General features: G+C 67.3%; 17 protein-coding genes. 12 read left to right on the top strand and 5 right to left on the bottom strand.

The window, feature by feature from the left end; all coding sequences use genetic code 11:
- The first annotated feature begins 377 nt into the window (after nt 1–377).
- The 8 genes from glyQ to AC1DOX_RS15335 all read left to right on the top strand — a co-directional run bounded on the left by glyQ (nt 378) and on the right by AC1DOX_RS15335 (nt 7,869).
- Nucleotides 378–1,340: a glycine--tRNA ligase subunit alpha gene (glyQ, locus tag AC1DOX_RS15370; protein ID WP_441619092.1), complete on the top strand. Its 963-nt coding sequence runs from the start codon at nt 378–380 to the stop codon at nt 1,338–1,340.
- A complete protein-coding gene (locus tag AC1DOX_RS15365) occupies nt 1,337–1,945 on the top strand; it encodes a hypothetical protein (protein WP_441619090.1) in 609 nt (202 codons plus the stop codon). Before glyQ ends, AC1DOX_RS15365 begins: the two co-directional genes overlap by 4 nt.
- Nucleotides 1,946–1,979: 34 nt before the next feature.
- Nucleotides 1,980–4,103: a glycine--tRNA ligase subunit beta gene (glyS, locus tag AC1DOX_RS15360; RefSeq protein ID WP_441619088.1), complete on the top strand. Its 2,124-nt coding sequence runs from the start codon at nt 1,980–1,982 to the stop codon at nt 4,101–4,103.
- 30 nt (nt 4,104–4,133) lie between these two features.
- Nucleotides 4,134–4,712, top strand: coding sequence for a D-glycero-beta-D-manno-heptose 1,7-bisphosphate 7-phosphatase (gene gmhB, locus AC1DOX_RS15355; protein ID WP_441619086.1), 579 nt, complete (start codon nt 4,134–4,136; stop codon nt 4,710–4,712).
- Between the two features lie 17 nt (nt 4,713–4,729).
- Complete coding sequence (locus AC1DOX_RS15350) at nt 4,730–5,491, top strand: lysophospholipid acyltransferase family protein (RefSeq protein WP_441619084.1); 762 nt, start codon at nt 4,730–4,732, stop codon at nt 5,489–5,491.
- Nucleotides 5,488–6,372, top strand: a complete 885-nt coding sequence (locus AC1DOX_RS15345) for a M48 family metallopeptidase (protein ID WP_441619082.1) — start codon at nt 5,488–5,490, stop codon at nt 6,370–6,372. The genes AC1DOX_RS15350 and AC1DOX_RS15345 overlap by 4 nt, the downstream gene beginning before the upstream one ends.
- Nucleotides 6,373–6,544: 172 nt before the next feature.
- A complete protein-coding gene (gene gloA / locus AC1DOX_RS15340) occupies nt 6,545–6,952 on the top strand; it encodes a lactoylglutathione lyase (RefSeq protein ID WP_092135988.1) in 408 nt (135 codons plus the stop codon).
- A gap of 11 nt (nt 6,953–6,963) precedes the next feature.
- Complete coding sequence (locus tag AC1DOX_RS15335) at nt 6,964–7,869, top strand: DMT family transporter (RefSeq protein ID WP_441619080.1); 906 nt, start codon at nt 6,964–6,966, stop codon at nt 7,867–7,869.
- A 92-nt stretch (nt 7,870–7,961) separates the two neighbouring features.
- Here the strand turns inward: AC1DOX_RS15335 and trpS are convergent, their stop codons facing one another.
- Genes trpS through AC1DOX_RS15310 form a run of 5 tightly spaced genes read right to left on the bottom strand, consistent with a single transcriptional unit; the run spans nt 7,962 to nt 14,947 of the window.
- Nucleotides 7,962–8,996, bottom strand: a complete 1,035-nt coding sequence (trpS, locus tag AC1DOX_RS15330; RefSeq protein ID WP_092136675.1) for a tryptophan--tRNA ligase — start codon at nt 8,994–8,996, stop codon at nt 7,962–7,964.
- Nucleotides 8,997–9,042: 46 nt separating this feature from the next.
- Entirely contained in the window at nt 9,043–9,885 is an 843-nt protein-coding gene (gene rsmA / locus AC1DOX_RS15325; protein WP_441619078.1) for a 16S rRNA (adenine(1518)-N(6)/adenine(1519)-N(6))-dimethyltransferase RsmA, read from the bottom strand.
- A 17-nt stretch (nt 9,886–9,902) separates the two neighbouring features.
- Nucleotides 9,903–10,958 carry a 4-hydroxythreonine-4-phosphate dehydrogenase PdxA gene (pdxA, locus tag AC1DOX_RS15320; RefSeq protein WP_441619076.1) on the bottom strand — a complete coding sequence of 352 codons (1,056 nt, stop codon included), beginning with the start codon at nt 10,956–10,958 and terminating at the stop codon, nt 9,903–9,905.
- 17 nt (nt 10,959–10,975) lie between these two features.
- Nucleotides 10,976–12,457, bottom strand: a complete 1,482-nt coding sequence (locus tag AC1DOX_RS15315; RefSeq protein ID WP_441619074.1) for a peptidylprolyl isomerase — start codon at nt 12,455–12,457, stop codon at nt 10,976–10,978.
- Nucleotides 12,458–12,466: 9 nt separating this feature from the next.
- On the bottom strand, nt 12,467–14,947 hold the full coding sequence (locus AC1DOX_RS15310; protein WP_441619072.1) for an LPS-assembly protein LptD: 2,481 nt from the start codon (nt 14,945–14,947) through the stop codon (nt 12,467–12,469).
- A 177-nt stretch (nt 14,948–15,124) separates the two neighbouring features.
- On the opposite strand from AC1DOX_RS15310, the gene AC1DOX_RS15305 reads away from it, so the two are divergent.
- From AC1DOX_RS15305 to murU, 4 genes are all read left to right on the top strand, one after another.
- Nucleotides 15,125–16,171 (top strand): aminoglycoside phosphotransferase family protein, encoded by a 1,047-nt coding sequence (locus AC1DOX_RS15305; protein ID WP_441619070.1) that lies wholly within the window; start codon nt 15,125–15,127, stop codon nt 16,169–16,171.
- A gap of 104 nt (nt 16,172–16,275) precedes the next feature.
- On the top strand, nt 16,276–16,953 hold the full coding sequence (locus tag AC1DOX_RS15300) for an AzlC family ABC transporter permease (protein ID WP_441619189.1): 678 nt from the start codon (nt 16,276–16,278) through the stop codon (nt 16,951–16,953).
- Nucleotides 16,950–17,273 (top strand): AzlD domain-containing protein, encoded by a 324-nt coding sequence (locus tag AC1DOX_RS15295; RefSeq protein ID WP_092135977.1) that lies wholly within the window; start codon nt 16,950–16,952, stop codon nt 17,271–17,273. The genes AC1DOX_RS15300 and AC1DOX_RS15295 overlap by 4 nt, the downstream gene beginning before the upstream one ends.
- Complete coding sequence (gene murU, locus AC1DOX_RS15290; protein WP_441619068.1) at nt 17,270–18,007, top strand: N-acetylmuramate alpha-1-phosphate uridylyltransferase MurU; 738 nt, start codon at nt 17,270–17,272, stop codon at nt 18,005–18,007. The genes AC1DOX_RS15295 and murU overlap by 4 nt, the downstream gene beginning before the upstream one ends.
- Nucleotides 18,008–18,054: the final 47 nt, after the last annotated feature.

Below are 18,054 nucleotides of genomic sequence, written 5' to 3'. Positions count from 1 at the left end.
GCGAGAAAGCAGCGTCATGACCAATCCCCAAAAGTGTTATCGAATTCCCGGACACCTGTTTTGAGCGGTTGTCCCCCCGAAAGGGGTTGTCCGGACGCCGCCACCGTTTGAAGCAGCTGCGTAGTTCCACTGTATACAAAAATGGTATCGGCACCTATCAGCCGACTCTGAAACCCATGTCAGGATTTACCCGACCCGTTGCGAAAGCCCGACACCGGCCGACAGCACCTCCGAGCGGTCGATCCGCGGTCCAAGCGACCCATTCCCGGCCATTTCCGGGCGGGTGACGCCCAAAAACCCGATAGAATCCAAGGTTTGGCAAACCCGGCGCGAGACGCCTCGCGCACTTGCCCGCCAGCTTCTTTTTTCGTCTTCCTATGCTGACCTTCCAACAAATGATTCTCACCTTGCAGGCCTACTGGGACCGGCAAGGGTGCGCACTGCTGCAACCGATCGATCTGGAGGTCGGCGCGGGGACGTCGCACGTGCACACGTTCCTGCGCGCGATCGGCCCGGAGCCGTGGCGGGCAGCCTACGTGCAGCCGTCGCGCCGCCCCAAGGACGGCCGCTACGGCGAGAACCCGAACCGTCTGCAGCACTACTACCAATACCAGGTGGTGCTGAAGCCCGCCCCCGAGAACATCCTGGAGCTCTACCTGGGTTCGCTGGAGGCGCTGGGCCTGGACCTGAAGCAGAACGACATCCGCTTCGTCGAGGACGACTGGGAGAACCCCACGCTCGGCGCCTGGGGCCTGGGCTGGGAGGTCTGGCTGAACGGCATGGAAGTCACGCAGTTCACGTACTTCCAGCAGGTCGGCGGCATCGACTGCAAGCCCATCACCGGCGAAATCACCTACGGCATCGAGCGGCTGGCGATGTACCTGCAGAAGGTGGAAAACGTCTATGACCTGGTCTGGACCGAGTGGCAGGAGAACGGCGAGACCCGCCGCCTGACCTACGGCGACGTCTATCACCAGAACGAGGTGGAGCAGTCCACCTACAACTTCGAGCACAGCAACACGGAAATCCTGTTCCGTCATTTCTCCGAGCACGAGGGCGAAGCCCGGCGCCTGATGGGCGATACCGGCGAGAAGGCCGAGGGCGACGAGGTTGCGAAGGACAAGGCGGCCGGCACGCGCCTGGCCCTGCCCGCCTACGAGCAGGTGCTCAAGGCCGCGCACACGTTCAACCTGCTCGATGCCCGTGGGGCCATTTCGGTTACGGAGCGCGCCGCCTACATCGGCCGCATCCGCAACCTGTCCCGCCAGGTGGCGCAGGCCTACTACGATTCGCGTGAAGCGCTGGGCTTTCCGATGTGCAACACCGGGGCTCGCGCATGATGCCCCGCGTGCGCGGCGTGCTCGCGTTCGCCGCGCTGGCCTCGTTGCCGTTTGCCGGCATTGCCGCCGCGGCGCGTACCGCAACGCCGCCCACCCCGCAGGCGCTGTACCTGCCCGCGGAACTGTCCAATATCTGCGAGGCCGATCCGCAGGCGCTGCAGCAGGCCATCGCGCGCCACTGGCGCCCGTCGCTCAATGCCGTGGACCAGTGGACGCAGCTGGTGCGCTCTTTCTCGTGCGACCTGTCCGGATCGCGTGATCTGGGCTGGCATCGCGTGCCGTTGCGCGCCTATGAAAGCGCCATCCGCTATCCGCTGCAGTGGGCCGAGTGGGAAGACCGCAACGGCCGCTCGCGCCGCACGGTGCGCATGTACTACTCGGCCAACCAGTTGCCGCCGAAGATCGATTTCTGGATCGGCGGCCGCATCGACGAGATCCGCTATGACCGTCGTGCGCAGCGGATCGACGCGCGCTTCCCGGCCGCAGGCAGCCGCGGCGCCTCCGGCGTGGCGGCGCAATGCGCCTACACCACGCTGCAATTCCGCCAGCAGAACGGCCTGTGGCTGCTGTCTGGCGTAGAACCCAATCTCGCGCCGCGCTGCTGACAGCGCGCGCACTCATACCTGCTGGATACGATTCATGTCGCAACCCATCACCGACTCGCTGCTGATCGAACTGTTCACCGAAGAGCTGCCGCCCAAGGCCCTCGCCCGCCTGGGCGAGTCCTTCGCGCAGGGCCTCCTTGACGGCCTCGGCGCCCGCGACCTGCTGGACGCCGGCGCGACGGTGACGCCGTTCGCCACGCCGCGCCGCCTGGCCGCGCTGGTGACCGGCGTGCGCCACGGCGCACCGGACCGCGAGCAGCGCGAGAAGGTCCTGCCCCTGACCGTCGCCCTGGACGCCAACGGCGCCCCGACCGCTCCGCTGGCCAAGAAGCTGGCCGCGCTGGCCAAGTCCGTCGGCGTGACCGAGATCGACTGGCAGACGCTGGAGCGTGCCTCCGATGGCAAGGCCGACGCGTTCTTCTATCGCTACACCGCCCGCGGCGCCACCCTGGCCGACGGCCTGCAGGCCGCGCTGGATGACACGCTGGCAAAGCTGCCGATCCCGAAGCTGATGAGCTACCAGCGGCCGGACGGCACCACAGTGCACTTCGTGCGCCCGGCGCACAGCCTGATCGCGCTGCACGGCGCGGAGATCGTGCCGGTATCCGTGCTGGGCCTTGCGGCCAGCAACGTGACGCAGGGTCACCGTTTCCTGTCGCACGGCACGATCGAGGTGCCGCATGCCACCGAATACGCCAGCCTGCTCGAAAGCCAGGGCCGCGTCATCACGAGCTATGCGGAACGCCGCGAGCGCATCCGCGCCGCGCTGCTCCGGGAAGCGGGCGCCGATCAGGTCGTCATGCCGGACGCGCTGCTCGACGAAGTGAACTCGCTGGTGGAATGGCCCGTGGTCTATGCCTGCCACTTCGAGGAAGCGTTCCTGGCCGTCCCGCAGGAGTGCCTGATCCTGACGATGCAGACCAACCAGAAGTACTTCGCGCTGACCGACTCCGCCGGCCACCTGCGCAACCGCTTCCTGATCGTCTCGAACCTGGCCACCGACACGCCGCAGTCGATCATCACCGGCAACGAGCGCGTGGTGCGCCCGCGCCTGGCCGACGCCAAGTTCTTCTTCGACCAGGACCGCAAGAAGACGCTGGCCTCGCGCGTGCCGCAACTGGGCAACGTGGTCTACCACAACAAGATTGGCAGCCAGCTTGACCGCGTGCAGCGCCTGCAGCAGATCGCCGGCCATATCGCCGACGCGATGAACGCCGCCGGCGTGTCCGTCGACAAGGCCGCCGCAATGCGCGGTGCCGAACTGGCCAAGGCCGACCTGCTGACCGACATGGTCGGCGAGTTTCCCGAACTGCAGGGCACGATGGGCACGTACTACGCCCGTCATGACGATGAAGCCGACGACGTCGCGCTGGCCTGTTCCGAGCACTACCGCCCCCGCTTTGCCGGCGACGCGCTGCCTGAAGGCGCCGTGAGCACCGCCGTGGCGCTGGCCGACAAGCTGGAAACGCTGGTCGGCATCTGGGGCATCGGCCTGCAGCCGACCGGCGAAAAGGACCCGTTTGCGCTGCGCCGCCATGCGCTGGGCATCCTGCGCATGTTGATCGAAAAGCCGCTGGCGCTGTCGCTGGACACGTTGCTGGCCCTGACCGGGCGGGCATTCGCCGGCATTGCCGCCGTCAAGCCGTCGCAGGAGGCCATCACCGACTTCCTGTACGACCGCGTGCGCGGCTACCTGAAGGACAAGGGCTATACGACCAATGAAGTCGAGGCCGTGGTCAGCCTGCGCCCGCAGACGCTGCACGACATCCTGGGTCGCATGGAAGCCGTGCGCACGTTTGCCGCGCTGCCCGAGGCCGAGGCCCTCGCCGCCGCCAACAAGCGCATCACTAACATCCTGCGCAAGACCGACGAGGCCATCGGCAACGTCGATCCGGCACTGTTCCAGGAAGCGGCGGAAAGCACGCTGCACGGTGCCATCGAGCGCGTACGGCCGGGCGTGGAAGCTGCCTTCTCCGGCGGCGATTTCACCGGCGCGCTGCGCGACCTGGCACAACTGCGCGACGCCGTGGACCAGTTCTTCAACGACGTGATGGTGATGGCCGAGGACGCGCGGCTGCGCGCCAACCGCCTGGCCCTGCTGTCCACGCTGCACGGCCTGGCCAACCGCGTCGCGGACATCTCCAAGCTGGCGGCGTAGTCAACAGCCTGCCCGAACCGGAGCGCCCCCATGCCACAGTCCCAGCCCAAGTTTGTCATCCTCGATCGCGACGGGGTGGTTAACCTCGACAGCGACCACTTCATCAAGACGCCCGATGAATGGGTGCCCATCACCGGCAGCCTGGAGGCCATCGCCACGCTGAATCAGGCCGGCTACCGCGTGGTGATCGCCAGCAACCAGTCGGGCATCGGCCGCGGCCTGTTCGAGATGAGCGCGCTCAACGCCATGCACGAGAAGATGTACAAGGCGCTGGCCAACCTGGGCGGCCGTGTGGAAGCGGTGTTCTTCTGCCCCCACACGGCGGCGGACAACTGCGACTGCCGCAAGCCGAAGCCGGGCCTGTTCGAGCAGATCGGCGAACGCTTCGGTGTCGAACTGCGTAACGTGCCGGTCGTCGGCGATTCGCTGCGCGACCTGGAGGCAGGTGTGGCGGTGGGCTGCATTCCGCACCTGGTCCGCACCGGCAAGGGCGCAAAGACGCTGGCGAAAGGCGGCCTGCCCGCCGGCACACGCGTCCACGACGACCTGGCCGCATTTGCACAATGGCTGATTGCAGGCGATCACGCGCACAAGTCGCCCGCCCCCTGATTTACCTGTCGCCCCCGATGACTTTTATCCGTTCCCTGCTGCTCTCGCTATACCTGCTGGTTCTGACGCCGCCGTACGCGTGCGCCTGCTTTATCGTCTTTCCATTCATGAGCGCCGAGCGCCGTTTCCGCTTCGTGCGCGGCTGGACCCGACTCGTGATCTGGGCGGCGCGCGGGATCTGCGGCATCCGCTACCGCATCGAAGGGGCCGAACACTTCGACGGCATGTTCGACAAGCCGGTGGTGCTGCTCTCCAAGCACCAGTCTGCATGGGAAACCGTCGCCTACGTGGCGCTGATGCCCAAGCCGCTGTGCTTCGTGTTCAAGCGCGAGCTGCTCCTGGTGCCGTTCTTCGGCTGGGCACTGGGCATGCTCAAGATGGTCCACATCAACCGCAAGGAAGGCACGCGGGCGTTTGCGTCGGCCGCGCGCCAGGGCCGTGAACGCCTGGCCGAAGGCGCATGGATCATCATGTTCCCCGAAGGCACCCGCACGCCGTCCGGCCTGGAACACCCCCGCTACAAGAGCGGCGGTGCGCGCCTGGCCGTCGAGACGGGCGCCTGGGTCATCCCCATGGCCGTCAACTCGGGCCGCCTCTGGCCGCGCAACTCATTCATGAAGTATCCGGGCATGGTGACGATTTCGATCGGCCAGCCGGTTTCGTCGGCCAACAAGACCGCCGACCAGCTGAACCAAGAAGTTGCCATCTGGATCGAGGCCGAAATGCGCCGCATCGACCCGGACAGCTATCGCAGCACAGCACACCGGGCCACGGCATGAAGCTGCTGCGTCCCGTCCCCGACACGCCCGGTGCCCAGTTGGAGCTGCCGCTGGCGGAGTCATCCGCCGCGGCCGCCGAGTCCCCCAAGGACGCGGCCCTGCTGGCGCCTCCCGCCGAGACACTGTCACCGGAGATCCTGGCATGGCCGCCCGCGCAGCCCAATGCCCGAGCCCTGCACGTAGGGGAGCGCACGCTGCACTACACACTCAAGCGGTCGTCGCGGCGGACCATCGGCTTTACCGTCGATGACCGCGGCCTGTCCATTACCGCGCCGCGCTGGGTGACGCTGGCCGATGTCGAAGCGGCCATCCTCGAAAAACAGCGCTGGATCTTCAACAAGCTGGGCGAGTGGCGGCACCGCGAAGCGCGTCGGGTACTGCCCACCGTGCAGTGGCGCGAAGGCGCAAGCCTGCCGTTCCTGGGCAAGCCGATCACGCTCCAGCTGGAATCGCCCGCCGGCGCGCTGCTGTTCGATGCCGACACGCGCGTGCTGCACCTGGCGCTGCCCACGCACGCCGACGAGCAGCAGATCAAGGATCGCGTGCAGGGCTGGCTGCAGTACCAGGCCCGCCGCCTGCTGGTCGAGCGGCTCGAGATCTATGCCGACAAGCTGGGCGTGCGGCACACCGGCTTTGCACTGACCTCCGCCGCCACGCGCTGGGGCAGTTGCACGGCCGACGGCAAGATCCGCCTGAACTGGCGGCTGATGCATTTCCCGCTGTCGATGATCGACTATGTGGCCGCGCATGAGCTGGCCCACCTGAAGGAAATGAACCACGGCCCGCGCTTCTGGGAAACCGTGGAGTCAATCTTCCCCGAGTTCCGCGATGCCCGCGCGCAACTGCGCGCGCATCCGCCCGAGCTGCTGCCGACGTTCTAGCCGGCGCGGTCCTGGCCACGCCTGTCGGCACTGGTCCGGCGCTGGCCGGGCGCGTTTGCGGCGCGTTTTCGGAATGAGGGAGGCGTGTGGGTGGCATGCGAGCGGCGCATGTCCGGCAAGAGGTCTAAAATGGCGGCCTCTGCAGTGACAACATCCACGAGAAGAAGGCCCCATGCGACTCCTCCACACCATGCTCCGCGTTGGCGACTACCAGCGCTCCATCGACTTCTACACGCGCGTGCTGGGCATGACGCTGCTGCGCGAGAGCGACAATCCCGAATACAAGTACCGCCTGGCCTTTGTCGGCTATGGCCCCGAGAGCGAGACCGCGGTCCTCGAACTCACCTACAACTACGGCGTGGACCAATACGACCTGGGCACTGCCTATGGTCACATCGCACTGGAAACGGACAATGCAGCCGCGGCCTGCGACCGTATCCGCGCCGCCGGCGGCAAGGTCACACGCGAGGCCGGCCCGGTCAAGGGCGGCACCACGGTGATTGCATTCGTCGAAGACCCGGACGGCTACAAGATCGAACTCATCGAGCGCCACACCACGCGCGACGCCGCGCGTCCGTAAGCGACGCAGCGATGAGCGCGCAAAGCATCACGCGGCGTCCGCTGGACGGTACCGCCATCGGCCTGATGGTGTTGCTGTGCGCCGCGTGGGGACTCCAGCAGGTGGTCATCAAGGTCACCGCGCCGCTGATGGGCGCGGTGCTGCAGGCGGGCGTCCGCTCCGCCGTGGCGGCATTGCTCGTCTTTGGCTTTGCCGCGTGGCGCGGCACCCCGCTATGGCAGCGCGACGGAACGTTGCGCCCGGGCCTCGTGGCCGGACTGCTGTTCGGTGCCGAATTCTTCTGCATCTTTGTCGGGCTCGGCCACACCACCGCATCGCGCATGGCGGTGTTTCTCTACACGGCGCCGATCTTCACGGCACTGGGCCTGCACGTATTCGTGCCGGGCGAGCATCTGCAACGCGGCCAGTGGTTCGGCGTGGTGCTGGCTTTCTGCGGCATGGCGCTGGCGTTCGCGGATGGCATCGTGTCGCCGTCCGCGCATGGCAGCACGCTGGTGGGCGATGGCCTCGGCATCCTGGCGGGCGCGCTGTGGGCGGCCACGACGATTGTGGTGCGCGGCAGCAAGCTGTCGAGTGCGCCGGCCAGCAAGACCCTGCTCTATCAACTGGCGGTGTCGGCGGTATTGCTGCTGGCGATGGCGCTGGCTGCCGGCCAGGCCGCACGCGTGGAAGTGAACGGCCTGGTGCTCGCGAGCCTGTTCTACCAGTCCGTGCTGATCGCATTTGCCAGCTACCTGACGTGGTTCTGGCTGCTGCGTCAGTACCTGGCGTCGCGCCTGTCGGTGTTTTCGTTCCTGACGCCGCTGTTCGGCGTGGCCTTTGGCGTGGCGCTGATGCACGATGCCGTCGGCATGCGGTTTGCCGTGGCGGCCGTGCTGGTGCTGCTGGGGATTGTGCTGGTGAATCGCAAGGCCTGAGAGGCCTTGCGTCGTCCGCCCCGTCCGGGGCGGCGCCTGCTTGCCGCCAGCTACCTCGCCCGCGCTCGGGAGAGGAAAGCCGGCGTGGCGTCTTACTGGCGTGCCTCGAACGAGAACATGCCCAGCGCCGCGCGCACTTCCTCCAGCGTCTGCTGGGTGATCTCGCGCGCCTCGGCGGTGCCCTTCTTCAGGATGTCGAACACATAGCCCGGGTCCTTCGCCAGTTGCTCGCGGCGCTCGCGGATCGGCTGCAGCAGATCCTGCAGGAGCCCTTCCACACGACGCTTGAGCACCATGTCGCCCAGGCCGCCACGGCGATAGTGTTCCTTCAACGCCGTCACTTCCTCCACGTTCGGATCGAACGCATCCAGGTAAGTGAACACCATGTTGCCCTCCACCTGCCCCGGGTCGGACACCTTGAGGTGGTTCGGATCGGTGTACATGCTGTGCACCGCCGCCTTGATCTGCTCCGGCGAAGCGCCCAGCGAAATCGCGTTGCCCTGCGACTTGCTCATCTTGGCCTTGCCATCCACGCCGGGCAGGCGGCCATGCTTCGGGATCAGCGCGGTGGCCTCCGGCAGCACGTCACGGCCCACCTGGTGGTTGATACGGCGCACGATCTCATTCGTCTGTTCGATCAGGGGCGCCTGATCCTCGCCTACCGGCACCAGCACGGCCTTGAAGGCGGTGATGTCCGCGGCCTGCGACGCCGGGTAGCACAGGAAGCCAGCCGGGATGTCGCGGCCAAAGCCGCGCGCCTGGATCTCTTCCTTGATCGTCGGGTTGCGCTCCAGGCGCGACACCGTGACGAAGTTCAGATACATCAGCGTCAGCTCCGCCAGCGCCGGCAGGTGCGACTGCACGGTGATGGTGGTCTTGGCGGGGTCGATGCCCACGGCGAGGTAGTCCAGCGCCACTTCCAGCACGTTGCGGCGGACCTTGTCCGGATCGTGCGCGTTGTCGGTCATGGCCTGCGTGTCCGCCAGCAGCAGATATTGCTTGTGCGAGTCCTGCAGGGATACGCGGCTCTTGAGCGAGCCGACGTAATGGCCCAGGTGGAGCGGGCCGGTGGGACGGTCACCCGTCAGGATGACGGGACGCGTATCGGTTTGCGTATTGGCGGTCATGTGCGTCACTGAGACTTCAGGATACTTCGGAATAAGGTTGGTGCGGTCAGGCTGTGCCGCGCGCACGCGGCGCGGCGCCTTCGCCGACCAGTCGGGCGAGTTCGACATATTCGGCCACGGGGACTTCCTCCGCGCGGCGGCCCAGGTCAAACCCAAGGGCGTCGAAATCGACCTGGTCGCGCAGGAACGACAAGGTGTTGCGGAGCACCTTGCGGCGCTGCGAAAACGCGGCTGCCACCACGTCGCCCAGCACGCCGGTATCGCAGCCGGGATACGGCGAGCGCAGGCGGCCATCCTCGGTGCGCGGCCACGGGATCATGCGCACGACTGCGGAATCCACCTTCGGCGGCGGGTTGAACGAACCCGGCGGCACGTCCAGCACGTGCTCCATGTGGTAGCGGACCTGCAGCATGATCGACAGTCGCCCGAACGCCTTGCTGCCAGGCTCGGCCACCATGCGTTCCACCACTTCCTTCTGCAGCATGAAGTGCTGGTCGCGCACATGGTCTGCGAACGCCATCAGGTGGAACAGCAGCGGGCTGGAAATGTTGTAGGGCAGGTTGCCGACGATGCGCAGCGCACGGCCGGACTCCTGCAGCTTGCCGAAGTCGAACGCGAGGGCGTCGCCGGCATGCACGATCAGGCGGTCGCTGTAGCGGCGGCGCAGCCGTTCCACGAGATCGCGGTCCAGCTCCACCACCTGCATCTGCGGCAGGCGCTCCAGCAGCGGATCGGTCAACGCCCCGAGGCCCGGGCCGATCTCGACCAGGATGTCGTCAGGCTGCGGATCGATGGCATTGACGATGCCGTGGATGATGCTGTCGTCGACCAGAAAATTCTGACCGAATCGTTTGCGGGCCACATGGCCCTGATGTACGTTTGAACTCATGGTGTCTGCGCTGGCCGTCAGCGGGTTGCGGGCCGCACGCCGGCGTTGCCGTCGTCGTGGCGCCCGTTGGCATGGCCAGCCATGGTAATGGCGCACCGAATGGCCTCGATCATGCTGCCGTGCTCGGCGCGGCCGGTGCCGGCCAGGTCGAGTGCGGTGCCGTGGTCCACCGATGTGCGAATAAAGGGCAGCCCCAGCGTGACATTGACGCCATGGCCGAAGGTGCCGTACTTCAGCGGCGCCAGCCCCTGGTCATGGTACATCGCCAGCACGCAGTCGGCGTCGCGCAGGTGGCGGGGCTGAAACAGGGTGTCGGCCGGGTACGGCCCGCGCGCATCAATGCCGGCATCGCAGGCCTTGGCCAGCGCGGGCGCGATGACGTCGATTTCCTCGCGGCCCATGTGACCGGCCTCGCCGGCATGCGGGTTCAGCCCAGTCACCAGGATGCGCGGCCGCGCGATGCCGAAGTGGCGCCTCAGGTCGTCATCGACGATCGTCAGCGTTTCCACCAGCAGGGGAATCGTGAGGGCGTCGGGCACTGCGCGCAGCGGCAGGTGAGTGGTCGCCAGGGCCACACGCAGCATGGCGTTGTCATGCGCCGGCTGCGGGCCGGCCAGCATCATCACCACGCGCGGCACGGCGGCGCGCGCCGCCAGGTATTCGGTATGGCCGGTAAAGGGCACGCCGGCATCGTTGATCGTGCTCTTCTGCACCGGCGCGGTGACCATGGCCGCATAGCGGCCGGCCTCCAGGCCATCCACCGCGGCATCGAGCAGCGCCAGCACATACCGGCCGTTGCGGGCATCCAGCCGGCCAGGCTCGGCCTGCACACCCAGCGGGATGTCTTCCACCACCACCGCGGCCTCGGCGATCAGGCGCGCCCAGGCGTGGGCCACGCCCAGCGCCGCAGCCCGGTCGGCCAGCAGCCGGGCATCGCCCAGCACATGGAAGCGATAGTGCCCGTTGCGCTTGCCATTGCCACCCGCAAGCTGCAGCAGTGCCCCGATGGTGATATCGGGGCCGATGCCGGCAGGTTCGCCGGTGGAGATGGCTAGCGCGAGAGGGGCGAGCATGGTCCTGGAGCCGCGCGTCAGCGCTGGCGGTTGATCCGATATTCCACGTACGCCGCACTGCGCAGCTGGCGCACCCAGTCATCATAGGCCGAGCGCAGCTTCTGCTCGCGCACTTCCGCACGGGCGAAATCGCGCTGCTTCTCGGGCGACACTTCGGTCTCGCGGCGGTTCATGACCTGAATCAGGTGCACGCCGAACTGCGAGACGACGGGATCGGAAATCTCGCCCGGACGCAGGCGGTTCATCGCCTGTTCGAACTCGGGCACCAGTTCGCCCGGCGACACCCAGCCGAGGTCGCCGCCCTGGGCCGCCGAACCGTCCTGCGAGAAGCGGCGCGCCGCGTCGGCAAAATCGCCGCCGTGCGTGACGCGGTCGCGGATCGTCGACATCTGGCGCCTGGCTTCCGCTTCCGGCATGTTGGGGCCGGTGCGGATCAGGATGTGGCGCACCTGCGTCTGGGTGATGCGGTCGCTTGCCTGCGGCTGCTGCGCCGGTGCCGTGCGCTTGGCGCTCAGCTTGACCACGTGGAAGCCGTTTGCGGACTCCACCAGCTCGGGTGCCACGGCGCCCGGCTGCAGGTCGACCACGGCGTTGGCGAACACGGCCGGCAGACGGCCGATCTCGCGGAAGCCCAGCGCGCCGCCTTGCGACGCTTCGGGCGCCTCGGAATTGGCCTTGGCCAGCTCGGCAAAGTCGGCACCGCCTAGCGCCTGCTTCAGCAAGCCCTCGGCCTTGGTCTTGAGCTGGGCCTTCTGGGCGTCGGACGCGTCCTCGGGCACGCGCACCAGGATCTGGGCGACGTTGAATTCGGTCGGGCCGGTGGCGGTGCCCTTGCCGCTGCGTGCGGCAATGTAGTTGTCGATCTCGCCGTCGTAGACCTGGACCTTGGAATCGACCTCGCGCTCGCGCAGACGGATCACCTGCACCTGCTTGCGCAGCTCGTCGCGGTACTTGGTCCAGCTCATGCCAGTGGCTTCCACCCGTCGGCGCAGGTCGGTGGCGGACAGGCGGTTCTGCTGCGCCACGGATTCGATGGCACGGTCCACTTCCTGGTCCGTCACGCGGATGCCGGCATCCTGGGCAGCCTGCGTCTGCACGCGCTCCATCACCAGGCGCTCCAGCACTTCACCGAGCAGGTCGGCGCGTGGCGGCACTTCGCGATTCGCGGTACGCAACTGGCTTTCGATCTCGTCGGCACGGTCAAGCAGTTCGCGGCGCGTGATCACGCTGTTGTTGACGATGGCCACCACCTCGTCCACCAGTTGCGATCGCTTCTGCGTGGGTTGCGGCACGCCAAGCTGCGGCTGGCTCGACGGCACCGCGGTTTCCTGGCCGGCCTGCGGCAGGAAGATGCCGCTGGTCCGTCCGGCGGCACCGGAGGCACCGGGGGCACGGAGCTGGGCCGCGGCCGGCAATGCCAGCGTGGCGAGCACCGTGGACAGCAACAGGCGGTGCCAGGGGTTCATGCGGGACAACGCGGAGAAAGCTTGACGTTTCATCTTGGTCCGTCATTCATAGTGATCGTACTGGGACGTCGGCACCGGACGTGCGGTGACGGGCTCGTAGCCCGGCACGTTCAGGCGCAGCATGTCCAGCGGGTTCGAGCCGATTTTCGACAGTCCGCGGAATTCCACCTGCAGGAAGATCCGGCCGGTGTAGCCCTGCGTGGTGTTGCGGAAACGCTGGTAGACCACGCGGCCCACCCAGCAGTCGGCGGCATATTCGATGCCGGCCAGCGCATCGACGAGCTGATTCGCCTCTTTGTCGAACGCCACGCGGCCAACGCCGTAGGTGCGGCGTGTCAGCGGCCACTGGCCGGACACTTCGAGCTGGTCGATGGCGGAATTGTCCGTCACCGACGTCGGACGCCGGTAGCGGTAGCCGAAGTTCACCAGCTTGCGCGACTCCGGGCGCCACGAGAACGCCACGTTCGAGTAGTTCATGCGGTTGTCTTCGGGGCTGTACTGGATACCCGCATCGAGATAGTAGCCGCGAAACAGCTGGATTGTCGTGGCGGCCAGCAGGTCGGAATAGCTCGGCTTGGTGTCCTGCGTGGTGCCGCTGATCTGCACGCGCTGGCCCGTGAAATCGAAGCGCTGCGCGATCGTGCCGCGGAAGCGCTCGATGCCGGTGTCGGATTCGATCAGGCGCGTGGTCACACCCGCCGTCAGCTTGTTGTTGTCCGCGACCCGGTCATTACCGGTGAAGGGATTCTCGCTGAAGATCTGCCCGTAGCCAAAGTCCGACTGCACGGTATCGAACAGCGGGAAGGCGCTCTGGTCGCGGAACGGCGTATAGACGTAGAACAGGCGCGGCTCCAGCGTCTGCGTGTAGTTCACGCCGAACAGCTTGCTCACGCTCGGCGCCGAGCGGTCGAACGTCATCCCCGTGTCCAGGCTCACAGTCGGCACCGTCCGGTTCAGCGTATTGGACGCACCAGTCGTATTGGTGCCCTGGTCCATGTTGTACTGCGCCGCGTTGAAGATGACCTTCGGCGTCACGAACCAGCCCGGACGGATGATCGGGTAGCTGATCACCGGCTGGATAAACGCGCGGCTGCCTTCTGGCTGCTGGATGCCAGTACTGGTCAGCGGAATGCGGAAGCGCGTGTAGTCCGCTTCCACCGAGATATCGAAGCCATGGAAGTCATAGCGCGTGTAGCGGCCGTTCAACTGCGGCTCACGCTCGTACGACGGCTCGCTGGGCCGCAGCGTCTGGAACTTCTGCACCCGGGCGAGGAACACGAAGTCCTGCCAGGCGTAGACGACGCCACCTTCCTGCGTGTACTGGCGCAGCGTCGATTGCGACACCGAGCGCGTCAGATCGTCCGGGTACTGATCGTCCGAAACCTTGCTGACGTTGGCGTAGGCCGTCAGGCCCGGGATGATCCGCTGGGTGTGCTGGATCGAGTAGGCCCAGCGGTCGCGGCCCGCCTTCTTGTCGTCCGGCAGGAACTCGCCCCGGATACGGCCGCTGTAGCCGTCGCCGAGGTAGCGGAAGTCTTCGCCCAGCTGCACGCCGCGCGAAGACAGCAGGCGCGGATAGAGCGTCAGGTCCCGGTTCGGCGCGAGGTTGAAGTAGTACGGGACGGTCAGGTCCAGGCCCGATTTCGAGCTGTAGCCGAACAGCGGCGCCAGCACGCCGCTGCGGCGCTCGTCATTGAGCGGGAACGTGAACGCGGGTGCACCGGCAATCGGCACATCGAAGAAACGCAGCACACCGCCATAGGCGGTGCCCACCTGGCGGTCGTTGTCGATATCCAGCTTGTTGGCGCTGAAATACCAGTCCGCATTATCCGGCGAGCAGGTCGTGTACGACGCCTTCTTCAGCGTGCTCCGGTCCGGATCGATGAAGTCGATCCGCTCCGCACTGCCCGCGCCGCCGGTCTGCCTGAAGTAGTAGTCCGGCGACAGCATATAGCCTTCGTTGGCTTCCACGCGCATGCGGGCCTCGGGGCCCACGGCCAGCGTGCCGCCCTTGGACATGCGGACATTGCCGGTGGCGAATGCCTCATCGGTGTCCTGGTCGTAGGTCAGCTTGTCGCCCTTGATCACGGCGCCGTCTCGACGCAGTTCCGCATTGCCTTCCAGCGCCACGCCCTTTTCGCTGTAGCCGTCAAGACGATCGCCGGACACATAGGCGGGCGCGTTGGGGTTGGATGGCGCGGACGGCGTGACGCTGATGCTGCTTCCGGTCGGCGCGGCCCGGCCGCCCGGCTCGGCCAGCTGCGGCACCAGTTCGCCGGATTCCGGCGGTGGCGGAGGAGGCTCGGGCGTTTGCGTGACGGTCGGCTCCGCCACATCGATACCGGGAATGGCAGAGCCGGCGTTGTACTGGGCGTGCACGCTCACCGACAGGCCAGCCATGGCCAGCACGAGCGGGCGCAGCGCGCTGGCGGGCGGCAGGACGGCGCGCACGCGCCGGAGCCGGCCCGGTGGCTCAGGCGGTCGGGTGGCCGGATGATGCGGTGATCGTTCTTGTTCGGTCATTCGAGCGGTTGTCGGTCGGCTCGGCGTCGGGCGCTGCTGACGGACCGCGGACGGTCCATATCTCCCGCCAGCCCTTGCCGGAGCGGGCTGCGGGGCAACATAGGCCCCTCCCGGGGGCCACCCGGCGCCCGGGTCTGGTCGGGTATTATACGGGGCATCGTATCCTCCCTTTCCGGCATGGCAGCACTTCTTCACGACCCGGGCCACGACCCGCGCATCACACAACTCAAATCCTGGGTTGCCGGACTTGGCGCCGCATGGTCCATCGACCCTGATTCCTGCGCCCCGGCATCCGCCGACGCCAGCTTCCGGCGCTACTTCCGCGTCCGCACCGGCCACGCGGCCCATCCCACCGCCATCGTGATGGATGCGCCACCGACGCATGAGGACTGTGGGCCCTTCATCCATGTGGCCGCGCTCTTCGGCGAGGCCGGCGTGACCGTGCCGACCGTGCTGGCGCAGGACCTGGCGCAGGGATTCCTGCTGCTGGCCGACCTGGGCAGCCAGACGTACCTGTCCCGGCTGGACGAAACGTCGGCCAACGGCCTGTATGGCGACGCCGCCGCCGCGCTGGTGAAGATCCAGGCCGGCACGCGCCCAGGCACCCTGCCCGCCTACGACCGCGCGCTGCTGCAGCGGGAGCTGGACCTCTTCCCGCAGTGGTATGTGGCAAAGCATCTTGGCGCCACGCTCACGGAGGCCCAGCAGGCGGACCTGCACGAGGTCTTCGGCAGCATCCTGGCCAACAACCTGGCCCAGCCGCAGGTCTATGTGCACCGCGACTATCACTCGCGCAACCTGATGGTGATGCCGGATGGCGCCAACCCCGGCATCCTGGACTTCCAGGACGCGGTGATCGGCCCGATCACCTATGACGTGGTGTCGCTGTGGCGCGACGCCTATATCGAGTGGGACGAGGAACAGCAGCTCGACTGGCTGATCCGCTACTGGGAACGCGCACGCAAGGCCGGCCTGCCCGTGGCTGCTGATTTTGGCGATTTCTACCGCGACTACGAGTGGATGGGCCTGCAACGCCACCTGAAGGTCCTGGGCATCTTCGCCCGCCTGTACCACCGCGACGGCAAGGACGGCTACCTGGCCAACCTGCCGCTGGTGCTCAAGTACACGCGTAACGTCGCCGGCCGCTACAGCGAACTTCGCAAGCTCATGCGACTGCTGGATGCGCTGGAAGGCGCCGAGCGCCCGGCCGGCTACACGTTCTGAGCGTGCCGCTCCCCTCGCCGCCCCCACCTCACCTGTCGCCGACCGCCCCCCTGCCGCCCACCCGCGGCGGCGAGTGGTGGGCCGGCGTGCGCGCGCTGGCGCCCATGTTGCTGGGCGTGGTGCCGTTCGGCCTGATCTATGGCGTGCTGGCGGTCAACGCGGGCATGCCGGCGTGGCTCGCCTGCGCGATGAGCGCGATCGTGTTCGGCGGCGCCTCGCAGATGATCCTCACGCAACTGTGGTCGGCGGGCACGCCCGCGCTCGTGATCGCCTTCACGGTGGCAATGGTGAACCTGCGCCACGCGCTGTACTCCGCCACGATCGCCGCCTCGCTGGCACCACTGCCGCGCCGGTGGAAAGCGCTGATCGCCTATCTGCTGACCGACGAGGCCTTTGCCGCGATGACGCGCCGCCTGGGCGACACCGGTGACCACCAGCGCTACCGCCACTGGTTCTATTTCGGCGCGGGCTTCGCGTTGTGGTCCAGCTGGCAGCTCTCCACGCTGGCTGGCGTACTGGTGGGCGCGCAGGTGCCCCGCGACTGGCCGCTCGATTTCTTCCTGCCGCTGACCTTCATCGCGATCATCGCGCCCAACCTGAAGCATCGTGCCCAGGTGGCGGCGGCGCTGGCGGCCACGGCCCTAGCGGTGGTCTGCTTCAGCCTGCCGCACAAGCTGGGCATCATGGTGGCGGCACTCGGCGGGATCGCCGTGGGCATGCTGCTGCTCGGCCGCGGTCATGCCGCGCCGGGCCGCACGGAGCGCAAGGAGCCCGCCGCATGAGCCCGATGACGCTGCTCTGGGTGTTCCTTGGCGCCGGAATGGCCACGTTCCTGATCCGCCTGTCCTTTATTGCCATCGAAGGCCGCGTGCGGTTGCCGGCATGGTTTCGGGTCGCACTGCAGTTCGTGCCGGCCGCGATGCTTTCGGCGCTAATCGCGCCCGACCTGCTGATGCGGGACGGCACCCTCTATCTGAGCCCGCATAACACGCGGCTGCTGGCCGGGCTGGTGGCCATCGTCATCGCGGCCCGCACGCGCAGCGTCGGCTGGACGATCGCCGGCGGCATGGCCACCCTGATTGCACTGGAGTTCCTGCTGTGAAAGCGATGATTTTTGCCGCCGGCCGCGGCGACCGCATGCGGCCGCTGACCGACACCTGCCCCAAGCCGTTGCTTCCGGTGGGTGGCAAGCCGCTGATCGTCTGGAAGATCGAAGCGCTGGCCCGCGCCGGCTTCACCGATATCGTCATCAATCATGCGTGGCTGGGCGAGCAACTGGAAGCCGCGCTTGGCGATGGCGCGCGCTTCGGCGTGCGCATCCATTGGTCGGCCGAGGGCAGCGCGCTGGAGACTGCCGGCGGGATTGCCCGGGCGTTGCCACTGCTGACGGCCGGTCCCGCGGATGGCGGCATCTTCCTGGCGGTTTCGGGCGACATTTTCTGCGATTTCGACTTCCGCACGCTGCTGCCCCGCGCCCGTGAAATGGCCTGCGCCGCGCGCCCGCGCATGCACCTGGTCATGGTGCCGAATCCGCCGTTTCATCCGCGCGGCGACTTTGCGCTGGGCCCGGACGGGCGGCTGCACATGCCCGATACCGCGAACCCCGGCGAGGCGCTGACCTTTGGCAATATCGGCCTGTACGACACCCGCCTGTTCCGCGACATCGAGCCCGGCGAGAAGGTGGCGATGTCGCCGTATTACCGCGCGGCGATTGCCGACGGCACAGCCACCGGCGAGCGCTTCGACGGTCGCTGGGAGAACGTTGGCACCCCGGCGCAGCTGGCCGCACTGGACGCGGCACTGACCGCCCCCGCCACCGGTACGCGCGGGGCCTGAGCGCCCCGCTCCCCGCGCCCGCGTGCCATCCCGGGCCGCGGGCAGCC

The sequence above is a fragment of the Cupriavidus sp. 01L415 genome (assembly GCF_056400065.1).
This window is presented reverse-complemented; position numbering and strand designations above follow the sequence as displayed.

What these genes read in the sequence shown, in the direction of transcription:
- glyS (WP_441619088.1), top strand. Translation starts at nt 1,980, where the DNA reads ATGTCGCAACCCATCACCGACTCGCTGCTGATCGAACTGTTCACCGAA.
- AC1DOX_RS15365 (WP_441619090.1), top strand. Translation starts at nt 1,337, where the DNA reads ATGATGCCCCGCGTGCGCGGCGTGCTCGCGTTCGCCGCGCTGGCCTCG.
- AC1DOX_RS15335 (WP_441619080.1), top strand. Translation starts at nt 6,964, where the DNA reads ATGAGCGCGCAAAGCATCACGCGGCGTCCGCTGGACGGTACCGCCATC.
- pdxA (WP_441619076.1), bottom strand. Translation starts at nt 10,958, where the DNA reads ATGCTCGCCCCTCTCGCGCTAGCCATCTCCACCGGCGAACCTGCCGGC.
- trpS (WP_092136675.1), bottom strand. Translation starts at nt 8,996, where the DNA reads ATGACCGCCAATACGCAAACCGATACGCGTCCCGTCATCCTGACGGGT.
- AC1DOX_RS15350 (WP_441619084.1), top strand. Translation starts at nt 4,730, where the DNA reads ATGACTTTTATCCGTTCCCTGCTGCTCTCGCTATACCTGCTGGTTCTG.
- AC1DOX_RS15315 (WP_441619074.1), bottom strand. Translation starts at nt 12,457, where the DNA reads ATGAAACGTCAAGCTTTCTCCGCGTTGTCCCGCATGAACCCCTGGCAC.
- gloA (WP_092135988.1), top strand. Translation starts at nt 6,545, where the DNA reads ATGCGACTCCTCCACACCATGCTCCGCGTTGGCGACTACCAGCGCTCC.
- AC1DOX_RS15305 (WP_441619070.1), top strand. Translation starts at nt 15,125, where the DNA reads ATGGCAGCACTTCTTCACGACCCGGGCCACGACCCGCGCATCACACAA.
- AC1DOX_RS15345 (WP_441619082.1), top strand. Translation starts at nt 5,488, where the DNA reads ATGAAGCTGCTGCGTCCCGTCCCCGACACGCCCGGTGCCCAGTTGGAG.
- glyQ (WP_441619092.1), top strand. Translation starts at nt 378, where the DNA reads ATGCTGACCTTCCAACAAATGATTCTCACCTTGCAGGCCTACTGGGAC.
- AC1DOX_RS15300 (WP_441619189.1), top strand. Translation starts at nt 16,276, where the DNA reads ATGTTGCTGGGCGTGGTGCCGTTCGGCCTGATCTATGGCGTGCTGGCG.
- gmhB (WP_441619086.1), top strand. Translation starts at nt 4,134, where the DNA reads ATGCCACAGTCCCAGCCCAAGTTTGTCATCCTCGATCGCGACGGGGTG.
- rsmA (WP_441619078.1), bottom strand. Translation starts at nt 9,885, where the DNA reads ATGAGTTCAAACGTACATCAGGGCCATGTGGCCCGCAAACGATTCGGT.
- AC1DOX_RS15310 (WP_441619072.1), bottom strand. Translation starts at nt 14,947, where the DNA reads ATGACCGAACAAGAACGATCACCGCATCATCCGGCCACCCGACCGCCT.
- AC1DOX_RS15295 (WP_092135977.1), top strand. Translation starts at nt 16,950, where the DNA reads ATGAGCCCGATGACGCTGCTCTGGGTGTTCCTTGGCGCCGGAATGGCC.